17 protein-coding genes are annotated in these 18637 nt (G+C 54.5%); 3 read left to right on the plus strand and 14 right to left on the minus strand.

The features are described from left to right. Positions 1-204 precede the first annotated feature (204 nt). On the plus strand, positions 205-1353 hold the full coding sequence (locus tag ABD971_RS09585; protein ID WP_345321522.1) for a hypothetical protein: 1149 nt from the start codon (positions 205-207) through the stop codon (positions 1351-1353). A gap of 344 nt (positions 1354-1697) precedes the next feature. On the opposite strand, the gene ABD971_RS09590 is transcribed toward ABD971_RS09585, so the two are convergent. The 5 genes from ABD971_RS09590 to ABD971_RS09610 form a co-directional block, all read right to left on the minus strand. Next, the gene (locus ABD971_RS09590) at positions 1698-2939 is read right to left on the minus strand and encodes a hypothetical protein (protein ID WP_345321524.1); all 1242 of its coding nucleotides are present in this window, start codon (positions 2937-2939) and stop codon (positions 1698-1700) included. 602 nt (positions 2940-3541) lie between these two features. Next, positions 3542-4027, minus strand: coding sequence for a hypothetical protein (locus ABD971_RS09595; protein WP_345321526.1), 486 nt, complete (start codon positions 4025-4027; stop codon positions 3542-3544). Positions 4028-4517: 490 nt separating this feature from the next. Beyond that, positions 4518-4643 carry a hypothetical protein gene (locus tag ABD971_RS09600; RefSeq protein WP_339942458.1) on the minus strand — a complete coding sequence of 42 codons (126 nt, stop codon included), beginning with the start codon at positions 4641-4643 and terminating at the stop codon, positions 4518-4520. A 733-nt stretch (positions 4644-5376) separates the two neighbouring features. Then, positions 5377-5601 carry a hypothetical protein gene (locus ABD971_RS09605; protein WP_345321530.1) on the minus strand — a complete coding sequence of 75 codons (225 nt, stop codon included), beginning with the start codon at positions 5599-5601 and terminating at the stop codon, positions 5377-5379. A gap of 691 nt (positions 5602-6292) precedes the next feature. Further along, entirely contained in the window at positions 6293-6643 is a 351-nt protein-coding gene (locus tag ABD971_RS09610) for a DMT family protein (protein WP_345321531.1), read from the minus strand. Between the two features lie 99 nt (positions 6644-6742). On the opposite strand from ABD971_RS09610, the gene ABD971_RS09615 reads away from it, so the two are divergent. Next, positions 6743-7243 carry a GNAT family N-acetyltransferase gene (locus ABD971_RS09615; protein WP_345321532.1) on the plus strand — a complete coding sequence of 167 codons (501 nt, stop codon included), beginning with the start codon at positions 6743-6745 and terminating at the stop codon, positions 7241-7243. A 288-nt stretch (positions 7244-7531) separates the two neighbouring features. Here the strand turns inward: ABD971_RS09615 and ABD971_RS09620 are convergent, their stop codons facing one another. From ABD971_RS09620 to ABD971_RS09630, 3 genes are all read right to left on the minus strand, one after another. Next, a complete protein-coding gene (locus tag ABD971_RS09620; protein ID WP_345321533.1) occupies positions 7532-8956 on the minus strand; it encodes a pectate lyase family protein in 1425 nt (474 codons plus the stop codon). Between the two features lie 268 nt (positions 8957-9224). Continuing rightward, positions 9225-10229 carry an NADPH-dependent aldehyde reductase Ahr gene (gene ahr, locus ABD971_RS09625; protein WP_345321535.1) on the minus strand — a complete coding sequence of 335 codons (1005 nt, stop codon included), beginning with the start codon at positions 10227-10229 and terminating at the stop codon, positions 9225-9227. 231 nt (positions 10230-10460) lie between these two features. Further along, on the minus strand, positions 10461-12503 hold the full coding sequence (locus ABD971_RS09630; protein ID WP_345321537.1) for an FAD-dependent oxidoreductase: 2043 nt from the start codon (positions 12501-12503) through the stop codon (positions 10461-10463). Positions 12504-12818: 315 nt separating this feature from the next. Here ABD971_RS09630 and ABD971_RS09635 point away from each other — a divergent pair, with 315 nt between their 5' ends. Beyond that, positions 12819-13049, plus strand: coding sequence for a hypothetical protein (locus ABD971_RS09635; RefSeq protein ID WP_345321539.1), 231 nt, complete (start codon positions 12819-12821; stop codon positions 13047-13049). A 262-nt stretch (positions 13050-13311) separates the two neighbouring features. Here ABD971_RS09635 and ABD971_RS09640 read toward each other — a convergent pair whose 3' ends face one another. From ABD971_RS09640 to ABD971_RS09665, 6 genes are all read right to left on the minus strand, one after another. Further along, a complete protein-coding gene (locus ABD971_RS09640) occupies positions 13312-13980 on the minus strand; it encodes a DedA family protein (protein ID WP_345321540.1) in 669 nt (222 codons plus the stop codon). Then, positions 13977-14624, minus strand: coding sequence for a hypothetical protein (locus tag ABD971_RS09645; protein ID WP_345321542.1), 648 nt, complete (start codon positions 14622-14624; stop codon positions 13977-13979). Before ABD971_RS09645 ends, ABD971_RS09640 begins: the two co-directional genes overlap by 4 nt. Before the next feature lie 490 nt (positions 14625-15114). Continuing rightward, on the minus strand, positions 15115-15516 hold the full coding sequence (locus tag ABD971_RS09650; protein ID WP_345321544.1) for a sulfatase-like hydrolase/transferase: 402 nt from the start codon (positions 15514-15516) through the stop codon (positions 15115-15117). A gap of 439 nt (positions 15517-15955) precedes the next feature. Continuing rightward, a complete protein-coding gene (locus ABD971_RS09655) occupies positions 15956-16417 on the minus strand; it encodes a YbhB/YbcL family Raf kinase inhibitor-like protein (protein ID WP_345321546.1) in 462 nt (153 codons plus the stop codon). 11 nt (positions 16418-16428) lie between these two features. After that, a complete protein-coding gene (locus ABD971_RS09660) occupies positions 16429-17757 on the minus strand; it encodes a YHYH protein (RefSeq protein WP_425571277.1) in 1329 nt (442 codons plus the stop codon). A gap of 140 nt (positions 17758-17897) precedes the next feature. Continuing rightward, positions 17898-18632, minus strand: a complete 735-nt coding sequence (locus ABD971_RS09665; protein ID WP_339940551.1) for a hypothetical protein — start codon at positions 18630-18632, stop codon at positions 17898-17900. Positions 18633-18637: the final 5 nt, after the last annotated feature.

Below are 18637 nucleotides of genomic sequence, written 5' to 3' on the forward strand. Positions count from 1 at the left end.
ATCAGGCCAAGTCCTTCGCTCGGATTCTCTGCACGTCCCCTTCACTGCTGGACTGTAAAACCGAACAATGCGGTTTCGCGATGAGGAGGCACTCGTTGGCGCGTTGTCGATCCGAAAACGAGTCCGTGTGTCGAAGCAAGTTGAATTGGGAATCGCTGCCTCGTCCACTTCGTAAACGTTGCCGCAAACGAGGATCCGACGTAAATGTCCGAGTATCAATGGATCGAGTTCAGGGCGATCGAGTCACCGCTTGATCAAGAAGCCATCGAATTCATGCACTCACAATCTTCGCGAGCGGAGATTGACCAGTGGCGGTTTGCCAACGAATACAATTTTGGCGATTTTCACGGCGACGCCCCCGAGATGCTCCGCCGAGGTTACGACCTTTTTGTGCATTATTCAAACTTCGGCCATCGCCTGCTCTACTTTCGGTTTCGCGACGGGTTTGCATTTGGGGACTTGGTCGACCAATACACCGATGACGAGCAAATCTGCTGGGAAGCCGACGAGCAGGGTAGCGGCGGTACGTTGATGATCATACCCGAAGGCGACGCGGGGACGTTCGACGTACTTTGGGAGCCTGAGACGTTGGCGTCCGATTTTGTTCCGCTGTGGGAGATGATCCATCGCGGTGACATGCGACCGCTGTACGTGGCCTACTTGGCGTTGTGTGCATGGTTTGATCCTGATTCTGACGATGACGACGATCGAGATCCGCCCATTCCGGCTGGATTAAAGCAATCGCACCCCGGTCTGGATCGACTGGCCGAGTACCTCGAAGTCGACCGTGATCTACTCGATGTGGCTGCGGAGGCTTCGGCCGACTTGCAAGACCAAACGCTTGATTCAGAACGCATCGATAAATGGCTGCGAAACCAAGATCGCGAGCAACTGAGGTCAAAATTGAAGCAGGTTTTGTGCAACCCCACTGCGGAACCGCAACGGTTGCTTCGCGAGATTACGGACGAATTGTTCTCGCCAAGTGGGCCCGAACCGAGTCGCAGCAGTCTGCGCGAGATGCTGCGACAAGCCAATGAAGTGGCAAGGCAGAGGAGCGAAGCGATCGAGGCCGAGAAGGCTCGGAAAAAAGCCGAGGCCGAACGATTGCAACGCGAGCGACACGAGCGGCAAATTCAATCAATCGCAAGCGATCCCAATCCGATTCTCCGTCGCATTGACGAGGCGGTCGAGGAAAAGAAGCGGCCATCGTACCAACGAGCCGCAAACGATTTGAAACTGCTTCGAGAGGCGCTTGGTCCTGCCTACGCGCAGGCCAAGGCCGACGAGCTACGAAGCAAGTACCCCAGCCGATCAGCACTCCACTCCGAAATCCGAAAAGCGCTGGAAGGTTAAAAGTCGGTACTAGAAAGTTGATGACAGCAACCCGAATGGTTACCGGGCGCGAGCCAGCCGAGTCGAGTTATAACTCGCTCCGCCCTGCCTGTGTGAACATCCTAAAGAACATTTGAAGCGTCATTGTAGTCTGGAGTTCCTAGCAGGTAGTCTGCAGTAGGAAACGCGACAGACTCCGTAGTAGAGACTAGGGTTAAGTCAGCAGCCATCACTGGAGCGTTCGCATGCGAGAAAAAACGCTTCGCTAAGGAGGACTTAGGCGACGCGAGCATCGAGTGAACCAAAGAATCTGGATAGAGCGTTCTTTTAAGCAGTCATCGGTGTGGGATCCGGTGTCGCTATTGCTATTTGGCGTTTGCACTGGCAAGCGCAAGTTGCAGGTCGGATTCAAGTTGTTTGCATTCTTCGCGGGTCCAGAACCGGTAGTCGCCGAATTCGTGAACGGCTGACAGTTCGTTCGCAAACAACGCCTTGATCGGTTCACGTAACGGCGCGTCAACGGGCATCGCGATGTATTTGTCCGCCAAGTATCGCCGGCCCGTGGCATTTTGCATCAGCAGGTTTAGCGGGCGGCGAATTTGGTTCGCGTCTCCCTTGATTTTGGTAAACCAATGCTGCATCAAATCCGCCGGGATATGGTCGAACTGGTCCATCAAGATCAAGGTCTCGACACAGTTCATCCGGTCGGTCATGTGATTGGAAGTCCTGATGTGCTTTGCGACCGCGGCGACGTGCCGCGGCGCGGTCTCCATTCGCCACCGTGCGAGGATCCCGGCGGCATCGAGATCGCTGAGCTTTCCGCCTACTTGCGTTTCCAGTAAAATTCCAAAACTCTTGTCGTTTGGAGCCAATCCAAGATTTGCGTAGGCACAGAACAACGAGTGTGACAAGGACAACTCGCCACTGCTCGATTCTAGGTCGCCAATAACAAAAGTCAGCAAGTCGGTGATGGTGGCGGGGCGACGATCGGGACGCCACAGGGCTTGTTCAAGCATCGTGCCGCGAACAAACGGGTCTAAAAATAAAGAGGTTTCGTCGGTTAGGACAAGATCAAACTTTTTACGGATCAATTCCATGAACAGAAAGAGTGCTTTTTCTCGTTCATGCGCCTGCTCTGCCGAAAGCGTTCTTGCACTTGATTCATTGGTGCTTGCCACGGTGCGATACACCAGTTCGCTAAAGGTATCGGCCCAATCTTTGAATTGGTTGTCCAAGAAAAACTGGCGGCAGGTTTCCTTTGTCATGCTCTTGGCGTTTTCCTGATCTGGATCAAATTCCTCACCGGGATGCTGCACCCGAGCATACATAACCCCCGAGCCATTAATGTTTGTGTACCACTGACGTGCACCGCGGTTCTGATAAGCGAGGCATGAACGCACCGGATACCCAAAGAATTTTGATTCTGCTGGCATGCGGTTGGTAATAATGAAACCGCCAGCATCGCAGATAATTACCTCCCGCATCAAAGAGCGATCCAAAGTCGACTGTGAGTTGGTGCTGCCCGCGATGACTTTCGGCAGTGGCAGGCTGTAATCGGTAATATCGTCCGGCCTCCCCTTTCTTGCCCGGTAGAATGGGGCAATCACCGTATCAAGAATCCTGAACGAAAAGGCGATGGGAACAGGCTCTCGTTCAGAGCCCTCAAAGTTCAATGCGTTAGCTGAAACAATACAGCTCCTGGGAACCTGCGCATGATCAACCGTCATTACGAACACATCGTCGTTCGCCCAGTCGACAAAGATTGTCGACAGCTCAGTCTTGCCACGGTTGTTGATGAGCGAAGAACTGGCGTAACCCCCAGTGGGCGTGTTGCTCGGCGACAACGGTGGCACCGTTCTGCTGTACGCGTTAGGTTGCGCATTCGCGAATGAATACGTGATCGCCGTGATCAAGATAAAAAAACATGGATAACAAAATTTGAAAAACACTTAGCACACTCAGGATTTGGATTTTTCGTCAGTCGTTTTTTTTAAAATTATATGACAGCAAACGTCCATTGAATTGAAGATATTCAAACCATGCTCCGCTTCATACTGTTGATGACTTTCGCCAAAAATGTCATTAGGATCGTTTGGTGTGTGGAGCATTGACGGGGGCAACGACGCAGATCAGCGGGGACCGGGAGTTGAGCATCCGTTCGTGGAAACTGACCACCGGTCCGCTGGTGCAGTCGCTGGTGACCCGCTAACTAGTATGTGTAAATCGTTGCGTCATCGAAACCGCCATCCAGCGTTGCGGATGCCTCCACATGGTAGTCCGAGAGTCGCTGGTCGTTGCCGCCCCAGTCGCCCCCGCCGCCGCGAAAGTCGAGACGTAAATGATCAAAGTCGTCAGCTGGGCGAATCGTAATCATGTAGGGACAAACCAAGGAATCGCGAATCTGCTTGGCAGTTATTGTCAGTGGTGGGTCTTCCTGGCTTAGCAGCGTATTGAACTGCGAGAGACGATCCGTCGCCACATAATCTCGAAACTTCTTGAACCAGGATTTGTGTGCCATCCAGATGCGGTGAGCTGCGGGGGTTAGTTTTGCCAGCAGTTCGTCGGATCTTGTCTGCAGCGTATCGAAATTAAATTCGATGCTGGTTCCCTCGTACGTGCGCGTCGCGACAAATGTTTCGAAGTTGTCGTCCCACCGAGTTCCGTCAAATTTTGTTTTGGATTTAGAACCACCCATACAATGTCTTCAGTCAGATAACGTTGGCGATCACCCCGTCGCCGCCATTTTAGTTTGTGTTCACGAGACGATCACGCCGGCGATTTGGGTGCACCGTATTGTTCCTCGATGTTTTACCGCCGGCCGCCCGATGATTGTAGCAAGTCGATTGGCGCGATCCAAATCCTCGTACTTCGCGCTGCCTGCGCACAGTGCAGCCATCTTCACTGAGCAAGAAAAATGGCAATGAATGAAACCACAGAGGAACGCCTATGGACACAGATTACCTCCTGACGCATCTGCGTGAATCTGAGTTCATCTGCGGTTCCCACTTTTTAAGTTCCTCGTTTTGCAATCCGACACTCGTCACAGTTGCAGCATAAAAACATCCTCGCCCTTCATCCGCCAGACCACATTACACCACCAAGTCCAGTTCATCGAATACTAATTTCCAGTCTGGGTACGGCGGCGATCACCTGGGACGGACGATTTGATTTCCATCCGTTGAACCTCACAAACTGCACTCGGGTGCACGGTTCAGTTCTTGCTTCCATCTTGCTTCGTACTTGTACTCGTGCTCAGCATCGCGGTACTCGTACTCGTCTCCGACATTGTACTCGACAACAGGCTTAGCCACGGTATCCGATCGTGCGATCAAGCGGGGCAACATTGACGCGATCCAAATCCTCGTTCTTCGCAAGGCCTGCGCACAGTACAACCATCTTCACCGCACAAAAAAACTGGCAACGAATGAAACCACAGATGGACGCCGATGAACACAGATTACCTGCTGGCGCATCTGCGTGAATCTGAGTTCATCTGCGGTTCTCACTTCTCACGTTCCCCGTTTTGCAATCCGGCCCTCTATCCCGATTGACACTGGTTGCCCGCCGTTCTTACGCCTATCTCGCGAGTCGTTTTAGCACTGGCCAACATACCCACACCCATCCCATTGCAATCAGCATCACAATGATGGGATCAATAGTAAACGTGACAGACATCGCAGCACCGCAAATGGTGACAAACGCAAGCGTGATAGCGACAGGCAGTCGATGTGCCGAGCGACCATGCTGAGCCCCTTCTGATTCCAGAGCGTTTGGCGGTTTGTATGGACTAGGGCGCATTTCATTCTCGTCGCGATACAAGCTCACATATCGATGAATCACCGGGTGACGTTTCACGATTACACCAAGTGGCTAATCGAGCGGCCACATAGTGAAGGGGTTTGAGCGATTCAGTCGGGTAGCGGCGGCGTTGACCGGGCCGCCGCCAATCAACAAAAACGCGATCGTCGGCTCCGCGCCCAACGCATGGCTCGGCGTTGCTCGGCGTTGGTGCAAAAACTCGGTCAACGAAACACACATATCACGTCAAGACGCGGTTTTCCTCGCACGCAGACCGCCGACAACGATCAAAACGAAACCCATAATACCAATACCACTCCCATACCGTTCCAAGTAATCAGAAGATATCGAATTGATCAGAAATAGTGATGCACAGGCGACGCCCATTCCCTGCATCACACCGCCACCATATTGTGCGGTTGCCCAAAACGGAAGAAACTTAGATTGGGTAGTCGATTCAGCGTCGTTCACAATAGGGCTTTCCACTAAATGTTTTGGGGGTGAGTGTGTTACGTTTGGCACATTGGCGAACTTATGTTTCTATGGTAGGTCAGGGTGAGAATAAGTCGTTTTGGGGTGTTTTCACCGATCTTTCGACTTGTTCTCACGCTGTGTCCCCTCTTTGGGGCGGTCTGGCTCTCGCGTAATTCTGCTCCAACTGTGAACTAGCGTCAAGCTTATTCTCGCCTAGGGCATGCCGCTGGCCAGAGGGCGGTTTTCCGCTGCTTCAAAAACAAAAATGCGAGCGTCATCCTTGTTCGGCCGGGAAGCATCAAAATGATTGTTGCCTTAGGACGTCCCAACGATCAATATAAAATCGCTTTTTGGTAAAGGCGGACGCATGGTGCCTAAAAGTGTGCACGCCGCCGACCCACGAGGATTCGATCGACGTCAATCGATCGAACGTCATCGGTTCCCCAAAAAGCGACGGACACCTCCGTCACGCAACCTAAAAAGAGTCCTGACACCTTTTTACTCTGACACCTTTTTACTCCTTGAGGAAAGAAGCATTCCGGCGATCTGGAACGCGAAGACTTGTTCCTTGGCAACGGTTCGCGGCGACTATCGAACGCACTCCAATGAGACCTTCTTAAACGCGGGGAAATATTGGACAGTAGATAGATACGACTTCAATGATCGCCAGAGAGAGAAAGGGCCGACATCAAGTTGCCGATCGGAAGACGAAGTACACGGCGCCCATGATGCACATCGCCGCCCACAAGTAGTCGAACTTCAGTGGTTGCTGCATATAAAATACCGCGAACGGCACGAAGACGCACAGCGTGATGACCTCTTGCAGGATCTTCAATTGACCGAGGTTCAATTGTGTGTAACCGATCCGGTTCGCCGGCACCTGGATCAAATACTCAAAGAACGCGATCCCCCAGCTGACGAGTACCGCAATCAGCCAAGGTCGCCCATCCAGATTCTTCAAGTGCGCATACCACGCGAATGTCATGAACACATTGGACAACACCAATAACGCAGCCGTCTTCCAAAACACTGGCCCCATTCACATCGTCTCCGCAATTTTCGATCGATCCAACTCAAAACTGCCGTTTGGAATACTCGACACCTTGAATCTCAGCAAGATGCCGTCCCTAATCTGTGCATGACCAAGCACCCACACCACTGCCGAACGATCATCGAAGCCGACTGGCCGGCGATCCTGCGTATCCAAAGCGAAGTCTATTACGAGTTCACCCCCGAGTCCGAAGCCGTGATGCGTTCCAAGGCAATTCGCGGTCCCGGCACGAGCTTTGTCGCTGTGGATCAAGAATCCGAAGTCATTGCGTACCTCCTTGCCCACCCGTATCCACCAAACCGAACTGCAGTGCTCGGTACCGCTGAACCATCGTCGTCGATATCAACGGACAATCTCTTCGTACACGACCTCGCCGTACAAAAAGCATCCGCCGGTCGCGGCGTGGCGCAAGCATTGTTCAGCCAGCTCACAAAGGTCGCCTGCACAGAAGGCTTCCGATCAATGTCGCTGGTCGCTGTCCAACAAGCTGCTAGTTTCTGGACGAAAATGGGCTTCATCCCATCCAAGCAAGCCACGATCAACGATTCCTACACTGGCGATGCAACCTTCATGAGCCGCGATCTCTAAACTTTTACACTTCACCCTTCAAACATCCGAACGCGGCATAGGACAAGCCTTGCTTAGCGACTTTCTCGACCGCCGCGAACTTGAACTCTCGGCTGATTGTTCTACGCTTAACCATGAATCGGTTCTCCTGTCAGAGTCGTCTGACATCTGCCGATCCCCTGTCAACTTTTCGTGGGCAATTCCATCGTGCCGGTTACCAATCAAAATTTGCTGGGTGGCACCTAACGTGGTACCCTTCCAGGCGTCGTCGCCAATGGTCAGCCTCGCCCGCCAGCCCGACACCGAACTTCACGGCGTCCTGATCGTTCCTTGATTGGTTCCCGGGCGGAAAAGGGAATTGAGATACTCCTCAATCCGAGTGTAGCCGCTGGCCACCTTGCCGTTTCGATCGTTGGCATTGTTGGGATCGAGACCGTGCTCCTTCTCCCACTGGTCCGGCATGCCGTCGTGGTCGGCATCGGCAGGAGGAGTGCCGGGATCGAGCTTCGGCCAGCCGCCCACATCTGACGGATCGTCGATACATCGTCCGGTCGTGCTCTGCACGTCGGCGATGACCCGTTGGTCGACGGCGTCCCGCCGGGGCACCGTCACCCCGGCCTGATCGAGCACGAGTTCGTAAGCCTGTCCGGCCGGATTGATCGTGACGGGAATGGGCGAGGCGGGCCACGGTTTCTGGCGCTGAATCTCCTTCGCCGCGGGCACGATCATTTGGTCTTTCCCCAACGCGGGTGAAGCGTCGCCGATCAAGGCCCACTCGTCGGCGGTGCCGTCCGGGCGATGGGGGCCCACGTTGTCGCGGACGTAAAACAAAGGTTGCTTCGGGTAATTACTGAGCTGCACTTCGTAGCGCACCTTGCGGGTGTCCGGACCGGCCTGGTAGGTGTTGCCGATGAGGTTCACCTTCGGGGCCTGCTTTTCAGGCGTCGAGAACTGGCTGCCGAAATATTTCCAGTTGTATATCACATTATTGATGATGTGGTCGGGGCCCTCGTCGTTGGAAAACTGGGGATTGCGGGCGACGTTGTGGGCCAGCAGATTGTGGTGATAGGAAACCCGCCTGACGTCCGACCCCATCAGGGTCCCCTTGCTGTGCGGTCCCTTGGGGTGGCTGCTGTTTTCCAGCGCCTCGGAAATGACGCACCACTGGATCGTGATGTCGCTGGCGGAATACCAAGCATCCAGATTTTCGTCCGTCCCCCAACTGATCGAGCAGTGGTCGATGACAATACGCTGGGGAGCCGCATCCTGATTGTGAATGCTGATCGCATCGCCGCTGACGGTCTTCTCGCCGGATGGACCGCGGCGAACCCGCAGACCGCGAATGACGACGTCATGGCTGGCGACTTGCACGACCGTCCGACGCATTTCCGGTGCTGCCTTCAGGGTGATCCCGTCTCCCGGCGCCGTTTGCCCTGCGATCGTGATGAATGGCTCGAGGATGACGATGGGTGAATGAACCTCGATCATTCCACCGGTTCGAAAAACGACGATCCGGGGGCCCTTCGCCTCGCAAGCGGCGCGGAAACTGCCGGGACCATCATCGTCGAGAGTAGTCACTTCAATGACTTGACCGCCCCGGCCGCCGGGCGTTTCCGCGCCAAACCCTTCGGCGCCGGGAAAGGCCGGTAATTCGCCATCGGCAACGAGAGGCGTTGCCGACACCGTCAGGAGCAGGGCAATTTGCAGAACGATATAAGTGAGGGAGAACTTCATCGGCTTCCAATCTGAGATACGGATGGCTCACTTCCCAGCAACAATCGAGCTGAATCAGTCTACTGACATTTTATCAGCGATCCGAGCGTTTGTGTGCAGTACGTCCGCCAGCGGCAATGGAGGTGACTCGGTTCGTGATGTTAGAGGTTTGGTCGATCAAAGGACGCCCAACTCAAATGCGAGTCGCTGCGGCATTGACGTGCTCGCTCCATGTCGCCGAAATCGGTTTCCCACCGGCGGTGTGGTTGCCTCAGCTTGGCAACATCGGCTACGCCATCAGCACTAACCGATATCGGGGAGATCCGTTGCGGAGCTCTTCAAACGCTTCGTTAATGTCGCTCATTGCATGGACTTCCGTCATCGGCGCGATTTTGTGACGGGCTGCGAAGTCCAACATCGTTCGTGTCGCAACAATGCTGCCGATAGGCGACGACGAAAACGATTTCTGCCCCGCAATCATTGGAGGTACCGACGCTTCAACTTTGTCCGCCGCGCCGACCGTATGTAGTACTCCGCGTGGTGCGAGCGCGGCGATGTAGGCATCCCAAGGCAATGCTGCGTCAGTCGTGTTCAATATTAAATCAAATTTTCCATTCACGTTTTTCAGGTTGGCATCTTCCTCGGTCGCAACAAAGTGGTTTGCACCCAGTTTACGTGCCTCGTCCTCTTTGCTGCGTCCGCGCGAGATTGCAGTCACTTCGCATCCCCAAGCACGGCAAAACTGAAGCGCCATGTGCCCCAAACCGCCGATGCCGACAACGGCGACTTTGGCAGTCGGCGACAGATTGTGTTGTACCAGCGGACTGAACACCGTCACGCCGCCACACAACAACGGACCCGCCGATGCGGGGTCGACGCCTTCGGGAATCCTTGTTGCCCAGCCCCAATGGCAACGCACCCGATCGGCAAACCCGCCGTGTTGATGCGTGATGGTGCCTTGGACAGAGACACAAAGGTTTTGATTGCCAGACAAGCATTCGTCACAGTGCATGCAACTGCGACTAGTCCACCCTAAACCCACCAGGTCACCTTCGGCCAACCCCAGTGCATGCTGGCCTAATGCCACGACATGACCGACGACTTCGTGACCACCGACGAAGGGGAACTGCGTGATCTGCCATTCGTTATCGAGCATCGAGAGATCGCTGTGGCAAATACCGCAGGATTCGACCTTGATTTCGACATCATCCGGTCCAACTTCCCCGGCGTCATAATCGAAAGGTTCAAACGGTCCGCCGGGCTTGGTCGCGGCATAAGCGTGGATGGCGGTCATAAGTGAGTTCTTGGATTGGATGAACGGAACAGTTTATAGAGGAACGATTGCCTCGATGCGAAAGCATTAAGTGAATTCAAAACGCAAATGCCATGCCAGACTCCTTCTTTATCGCTTTCAGCAAAATCGAAGGGATTGGGGGCATTTGAAACCAATCAGGTCACTTTGTTACCCGCTAACTGGTGCGCGAAACAAACATGTCAGCTACGTCCTGACACTTTTTTCCGCGTTCTAAGGTTTGTTTTTTTTCACGAAGCGAACCGCATCCGCGATGACGTATCCCTCGGTGCCCTTGGTTTCAAAAAGGACGTTTCCCGCTGTTCCTTTTGAAAATCTCCAGCTGCCGATGAGTTTCCAGTGGTATCCGCCCTGCTGCTGGTTCAGCCAGATCTTCTCTGTGCCTCCTTCATGGGTGATTGTCACGGGGACATTTTTCGCACGAGAAGGGTTGCTGCTCCAGATGGTGTAAACATCGTATTCGCCGGCCGTCGGAATATCGGGCGTGTAACGGATGGAATTGGAACCCTTTCCCACCGCGTTGTCGTGGAGATACCCGTCTCCATGGAAGCCTGGGGAAAAGCTGCTAGGCAGCCACTGGCCGGTCACCTGTGCATCATGATCATCGACGATGATTCCCGACAGTTTTGTGGCGGCGGGCGGGGATAGCTTCTGGCCTCGTGCGGTAAGACGCTCTGCGAGTTCCGCGTACGCCACATCCTGCACGGGAATGTCCTCCTCCAGAGCAAGGACGGCTGCAGCTCCTGCGGATTGGCCGAGGATCATGTAGGTCCATTCCAGCCGGATAGCTCCGTATCCCGCATAACTTGCGGAAAGGGCGGAGGGGACGAGCAGATTGGTGCATTCGGTTCTTTTGGGGGTGATGGAGCGGTAGGGAATGCCGAACGGAGCGTAGTTTTGGTAGTTGATGAAAGCACCTTCATTGTAAACCTGTCCGTCCTTGATCACGGTCCGCGCTGCGTGCAGGTCGACAAACCACCAGGCGATCCCGACAGGGTCTTCGACCGGCGGGGCAGGCTGGAGGGTCTTGCCTGATTGGCCTTTTCTCGGGCGAGCGATCACATCTGCCTCCGTGATGACATAGTCGGAGATCATTCGCCGCGTACTGCGCAGATACAGCATCCTCGGCCAGCCCCCGTTGTCGGTGTACTCGTCCTTGCAGAGGCCCCATAGCGACCATTCACTGCGAATCTTAGGCGGGACAGCTGGATCGGTGGAAAGGAAGTGGATCAGACCCTGCGTGTATCTGCGGTGTTCATCGTAGATCGCTTTGCGCTGGGCGTAGGTGCCATCGGGGTAGCCGTGGTTGCGGCCGTAGAAATTCGCGGAAAGCTCGTGCCAGCTGCCTAGATCGTTGAGGCGAGCTCGAGGGTTTTCCGAGACAGTGCCTGGACCATCAAGCCAGTCATTGATGCCTCCAGCGGCGAAAAAGCGGCGGTAGATCTCGTAATCGGAAGCCTTGTAACCTTCCGGAGCCGTGATGGTGATTTTGTTTGCCGAGTCTTTCGTGAGCGGCAGGCGGAGGCAGAAGCCCATTGCGCTCTTGTCCGCATCCCCATGAGTGCCGACGGCTTCGTTTTGCACTCCATAAATTGTGCCAGAGGAGGCGTCTCCGGGGATCTTGTAGGGATCGACCTTTACGTGAAACTGCTGTTCATGTGTCGGGTTGATCACGCCGCTGACGGTCTCCCCGTATTTGGCGTTCCCTTCTCTGCCCCATGCGTAGCTGACTCCGGAGAACGCCATGAGATCACCCTCGATGGTACCGTCGATGAAGACTTTCCCGTGCACCGTCGTCCCGTCTTCACATGTGAATCCGGTGATCCGCCCGCCCTCCTTCATCACTGCGCCCTTCGCTTCAGAAATGCGTTTCCCACGTAACACTCGCACTTTCTTCTCTGCGAGCCAGTCGTCGATAGCCTGCTCTGCGACCGAGGAGCGGAAGTTGTATCTCGGCGACTTGGCTTTGGGATTGTAAGCTTTCGCGATACGGATGAAAAACTCATTCGTGAGCCCGCCGATCGGCGCCGCATTGCCAGCTCGCGCGTCCACATCCTGGCTGCCGAGGCCATTGACGATGATCCCACCGAGGTGTTCAACCGGTGAGACCAGCAACACATCCTTCCCGTTCTCCGCGGCCTCGATCGCAGCGGTGACGGCAGAGGGCGAATCCCCGTAAACCACGATATCCGCCGCTCCTGCAGGTTGGATGGCGATGGCCGCGAGGAGAGTTTGCAGGATAAGGTTGAATCGCATTAGCTTGTGGATCTTGGGGGGGAAAGCAGGTCAGGGAAAATCATTCCGAGGGAATGATTTTCCTGAAGGATTGCAGGGAGTACCAACGGATGGGCGGGGATTGCGAGACGCAATTATAGGTAATGCTGTGAAGCATTTAGAGACGGCAAAGTACGGCACTTGTGTTCCGTAGCTACGCTCGCCAGAGCGTGGATGGTTGCCGCCCAAAACGAATCACCACCTGCTGGCGAAGGTAGCGACGAGAAAATGCTTCACAGCGTTGAATTATAGGGTGTCAGCACGATCAAAGGTTGTTAGCTGCGGGTGGTGCTGTCCATGCCGTATTGCGGGGATTTTGTCCATGCCGCCCATCATCGCCGACCTCTGCGGATCACGATCGACAAGCAGAAAAAGGAAGTCGAAAAGTGGCAGGAGGTCGAACCACTGTTTCCATTGTACGACCCCGCTCCTCTCTTCCTGCCGCGAGCGACCACAGACATCGAGCAAGGTTTGAACCCGCGTGGGATCGACAGCTTACCGTTCAGGAACAAGAACAAAGAACACTAATTTTCACTAATTGCCAACAATTAAACATTTGGGGGATTGAGGACAGGAACACGATGACACGCATCCAATTTCTTCCTTCCCCATTAGTGTCAATTAGCGTTGATTAGTGTTCTCCAAGACTCACCGGATGAAGACAGGTCCCGAAAACTCGTGTACTGTGGTGTTCTCGCAGTGGTAGATCGACATCGACTTGCCGACGTTGCAACTGGCTGAAACATGATCCAGAATCAAGTGCTTGACATACCTGGCTGTAGAGAGCCTCTCAGCCTTGCAACTCTTGACTGTCGAGTTCTTCGCTTTGATCTTTACGTGTCCATTTTCCAAAACGTTCTTGTGTCGGAAATCGTCGCCCTACAAAGAAATACACGCCGGCTAATACGAACACGATGCCAACTAGCATGCCGCTAAAGTCACTGGCCAAACTGCCGATCACCTCCCATTGACTACCAAAGGCATAGCCCAGTCCGCCGAAAACGAGAATCCACGTCACTTCGCCTGCCACATCGAAGGCAAGAAAACGGACAAAGGGATAGCCACCGCCTCCCGCTGCCAAGTTGGTGGGAACTGCGAACGCGGTGAGCATCCAGCGAGTGAGATAGATCGCGACTCCACCTCGATTCAGCAGTGCTGAACGCGCGCGTCGCCACGAGCGTCGCCCCCCGAAACGGCGTTCGATGCCGATGCGGGCATAGCGGCCCATACCATACGAAACCACATCACCGAGTACGACACAGGCAAGAACGCAAACCGGGGTCAAGACAACATCCAAAACACCTTGTCGCACGAATGCCCCAGCCGCGATGACAAAGAGAGTGCTGGGCAGCGGAACTCCGACTGCGGCCGCAAAGATCGATAGACCCAGTGCGAGCAGGCCGTACGCTGCGATCCAGGTGAGGATCTGTTCAATCAGCGGGGTAAGCGACAGACTCATTGCACCTCCTGTGCATGTCGAGTGATGACGGCCTTGATCTCCTCAATCAGGCCGCGTGGGCCACGAGGATATCGCAGCTCGTGAGCCAGTTCATCCAAGGGTTTGTGGATGTAAACTTCATCGTCGCTACCCGATTCACTTGAGGGTGGTTCCTGGAGAGCAAACTTGTCCAACCCTAGTTCGTCCACCATCGTGGTAATCGGGATCCCTGAGCTATTCGCGATGTACTCGAGTGTCATCCAAGGGCGTACGTCGCTTAGACCGGTCGCTACCGGATTTTCGTGATAGGCCAGGATAATTTGTCGTAGCCGGTCAATGACGGCCGGGTAATCACCGGACTCCGAACGCCCCAAACCGAGTTCCTCGTTCAGATGCTTGACGTCAATATTGCGACGGCGTTCGGTTGCATTGACACCCAACTCGGCGTAGATGTACTCTCGGGGGACCGCGTAGGCTGCGGCAATAAAACGGATCGTCATCCAAGGGTGAATGGCGTCGACGTCCGCGTCGCCGGTATCAAAACCCTGTTCTTGGATAAATCGCAGTTGACGATACGATTCCAGTGTGCGACCACCAAAGTAGAAAACCAAGCCAAGCCCTACGAAGACGATGGCAAATTTCAGTAGCTTTTGCCTGGCAATCATCATATCCTTTATCTTCATTCGCTATTGGTAAACACCGCCGAATTGACGCTCAGCGTCATTGGAATTAGCGACATTAAAATTAGCGTCCTAGAAAACAGCGTCCGATACCCTGGTTGGATTTTGCAAGTCGTCGCGAAGGCCCATCGGATGTTTAAGTGGCGGTCGTTGCTACGTAGCTACCGTCACCAGGAGGTGGATCCACGCTCTGGCGAGCGTAGCTACGACAGTTATTTTTCCGACGGTCTTTGACGTAGCCTAGGCTTCCAGCCTGGGTTCGATGTCGTCCCCAGGCTGGAAGCCTAGGCTACGTTTTGCAGCTTCGCCGAGGTGCTTTAACCGAATATTGCATGACCCATCCGAACACCGTTTTGACGCCTTGTCAATGCAATATCGAAAAGGGGAATTGGTTAGGAGAATAAACGGGACGGGTAATAAACGAGACGGGGAAAACAGGGACGGGGCAATTTGATGTCGGTTGAATTGCGTCGACCTATTTGTTCCTCTGTTGGCGGCGAGGTGGACCGGGGTTGGCACGCTTGAGGGAGTGGGCGAGTGATTGGCTGACGGGGGCGCTCCAATTTCGCGAACCTTTGTCGGGGGCGTTCAGCGTAGTGGTAGTTCGCCCCATCTGGATGGCGGCGCGCGAACACTCGCATATGCAGTGGGCGGCGTAGGCTTGTGAAAAGGTCATTCCCTGCGAGGCTAATTGCTCGATATTAGGAGTGCGGAGCTGGCTACTTTTGCTGAAGTCCTTTCCGGGAATCATCGGTACGGTGGTGCCGTCCCAGGGCTGATCGACGACAAGAATGAAGACGATGTTGGGGTCCTCGGCATTGGTTTTGGGGGGCGATGTATAGAATCGTGGCGGTGACCAAGGCGAGTTTCGAAGCAAGGTGTTGCATGTTTTCTAGAGTTGTCTGAGTAGAGGGTGGCGAGACCGACTGAGACTTAGCCTGGACCGCATTGATTGCAGGCCGGAGGCCGATACACCCTCTGCCGGTAGCGTAAGCTACCGGTCAGGAGAGGCGGGAAAACATAGCCCGGAGGGCGACACATCTGCTGCCAGTGTGTCGGCCTCCGGCCTTACGGCGACAAGTCGCCCTAAACCGTTGGCTCACGCCAACGGCAGTCTATCTGTCGGCCTCCGGCCTGTGCGTTTGCTACTAAATCAGCAGTCAACTTCGTCGGTGGAGAGGTAACCGCAACATCGGCCGGAAGAAAAACTCACCCTTAATATCCGACGTTAACACCATAGATTAGGCGGCCCAGGCTACCGATGATGGACGAGTGTAACGAGTTAGCCTTCGCGAGTTCGTCATACGCACGGCTCGCTAACGTTCGTAGAGAACATCCAGCGTCGATTCGCCAAGCAAGACGTTCTTCATTGCCTTTCGTAGGTTGGCTCTTGTTGCCTCTCGCGGCGAGACCTCGAGTTTTGATGAGAGCGCAAAAACGGTGATGTGATACTTCTTTAAGCCAGGACCTTTGGAGCACATCGGATCGTAGTTGGTACTGCCTCTATCGTTCGCTCCAACGCTGCCGACGCCTTGGGAGTTTTGCTTCAGCGACGTGACGTTAGCCGGAATGTTGTACACAACCCAGTAGGATTTCTCCTGGTCGGGAGCCGTGTGCCAAATGCTAACCGCAAAGGTCTTCGTTTCTGCTGGAGCACCGCTCCAAGTGATCGCCGGTGATTGCGCGGCACCGTCACAAGTGCAGTCGACCGAGAGAAAATGTTTCTCGTCAACCGAAGTGCTGATCACTTCAAAACCAGCAACGGTGGTGCGTGACACGGAGGATAGGTCTACCGGTGGATCGACCTGCCCGGTCCGCCGCGAGGTGGACGATCATCGTTTCCATCGCGTGGCGGTGGAGGTGGCGGACCACCACGGCGCGAGCGATCGTCGCGCGGGGGTGGCGATCCATTGCGTTTGGAATCACCCGGCGAGTATGTATCCGACGTCTTGCGACCGTTCGTATCGACGAAAGTAAATTTAGCCGAGCCATCGTCCGCAAGCGTGTAAGAAACAGACCCCTGCTGGCCGCGGACTTCGTAAACGAGGTGATAACTTCCCGGCTTTGGCTGCGTGAAATCAGTAATCTTGGCATCACGCAAGGGACGCAAATCAGGGCGGATCGGTTGGGCTCGTGGTTGCGGATCGACCTGGCCACCACGCTCGGTCACTTCGCCATAGAATCCGCCATTCAGATAAGGGTAAGTCTTGGTCGCGTGATAGTGATAGTTACCAGCCTCGTCTTTATGGCCTCCCAACGAATCAAGCGGTGCAAAATCGCTCGCCTGCTCGTCTTGGTATCCGAAAATGGGATAGCCGTCCAAGGCGTAGGCAATCGGCTGGTCTTTGCCCGTTGTCTTTTCGAGATGAACCGGAGCGATGTGGTAGTGATAATCATCCGCACGCCCGCAGTGACCACCGTACTCATCCAATTCACCGAACAACAGTGCATCGTCGCCACGATTGTTCAGCGGATTGAAGATCGGGACACCGTTGACCGCCAGTGCGATCGCACCACGCAGAAAGTTGCCCTTCGTTGACATTGGCTGCTTCGCAGGAACCGGCTTCAAAGGAATTCGCCAAGCGTTGTCACCAAAGTACTTTTGAGGAATCGGAACCTGTTGTTGCCAGGAACGAATTCCGATCATCATCGGATGGTCTGGCATTCCGTTGGAACCAACATAAAAATACTCATCATCCCAACGCAGATTCAACGTGCTCGAAAACGGCCCGAAGTGTTGGTTGATCAATGGCATGGGGTTGGTTCTCTCCTTCGACTTGGTTTCTGTATTCGGACGATTCTGCATGACAAACCGTAGCTGACGCTGCTGGTTGAGGGCCTCAATTGCTTCAAGCCGGCTTGCGATCCACGCCCGGTCAGAAGCGATCAGGCGTTCAATTTTGACGGTGACGAGCCGGTTGTCGTCGCGACGGATTTGAACGCTCTCACCGGACGCGGTGACGAACGTGCCATGCAAGTGGGCACCTTCATCACCGAGCGTCCAGGTCCTTAATCCTTTGGCTTCTTCTGAATCGCCATGATGGTGACCTTCGTGGGCCAAAAGGACGCTGGGGATCGCCAGCATCATTGCAATCGCAAACACCGAGCACGTCAGCATCCTTCGGTCCATTCTTCTCGTAGTGGACGAGGCGACGAGTCCTGCAGCAGGGGAGTCGTCTCTTTTTCCATTACAAGAACCACCCCATGTTCGTCCATCGTCGAATGCACCAAGTGCGGTTTGATATGCGTTTTTCAGATTCATCGCTTTGGCCTTCTTGGCGGGGAGTCAGGAACAATGTTGTTCAGGTTTGAAAAATCGGGGCGAGATTTGCCATCGGGAGCTGCGGCAACGCGATGACGGAAGATCACCGTGTTGTCGAGTTCGATGTCATCGGTCCAGATGAAACTTGCCCCACTGAAGTCATGCGCAAAAAAAGGTTCCTTCGGGCCAACTTGCTGTTGCGAATACTCTTTGGCGAATCCCCATGACTTGTCATCGAAGTCAATCGCGTACCAGTTCTCTGGAATCGGCAGATTTCTGACCTTGGGATTCTTGGTGTCATGGTCGATCGGTCCGTGAGAAAATGATTTGGCTTTCCAGCCTGCATTGGTCACCGTGCCGTCGCCAAACTTCAGGATGAAGCCTGCGTCACCAATGCTCGTATTGGCGTATTCCATGCCGGTTTCCGAATCGGCATTGTCTTTCGCCATGACCGCAATCGTCATCGGATACGCTGGCAGAATATCGACGCTGACAACGTTGTGCGGCATGAACTTGATCGAGTCGACTGCGACATGCTCGCCGTTGATGTACAAGGTGAACCAGTTGTCGGCGTACACATTCGCTTTCACGGTGTCGCTGATACTGGGTTTGCCGATTCGATTGGTAGTTGGGCGTTGATTGGCCGGAGGCTGCGCCCCCACCTGGAACGCCAGTTGTGTTGTGGCGAGGCATGCTGCGACAGCGATCGCAGTCCAGAGAAAACGTTTCATCTTTC

This window comes from Novipirellula rosea, from assembly GCF_039541335.1.
Classification (GTDB): Bacteria; Planctomycetota; Planctomycetia; order Pirellulales; family Pirellulaceae; genus Novipirellula; species Novipirellula rosea.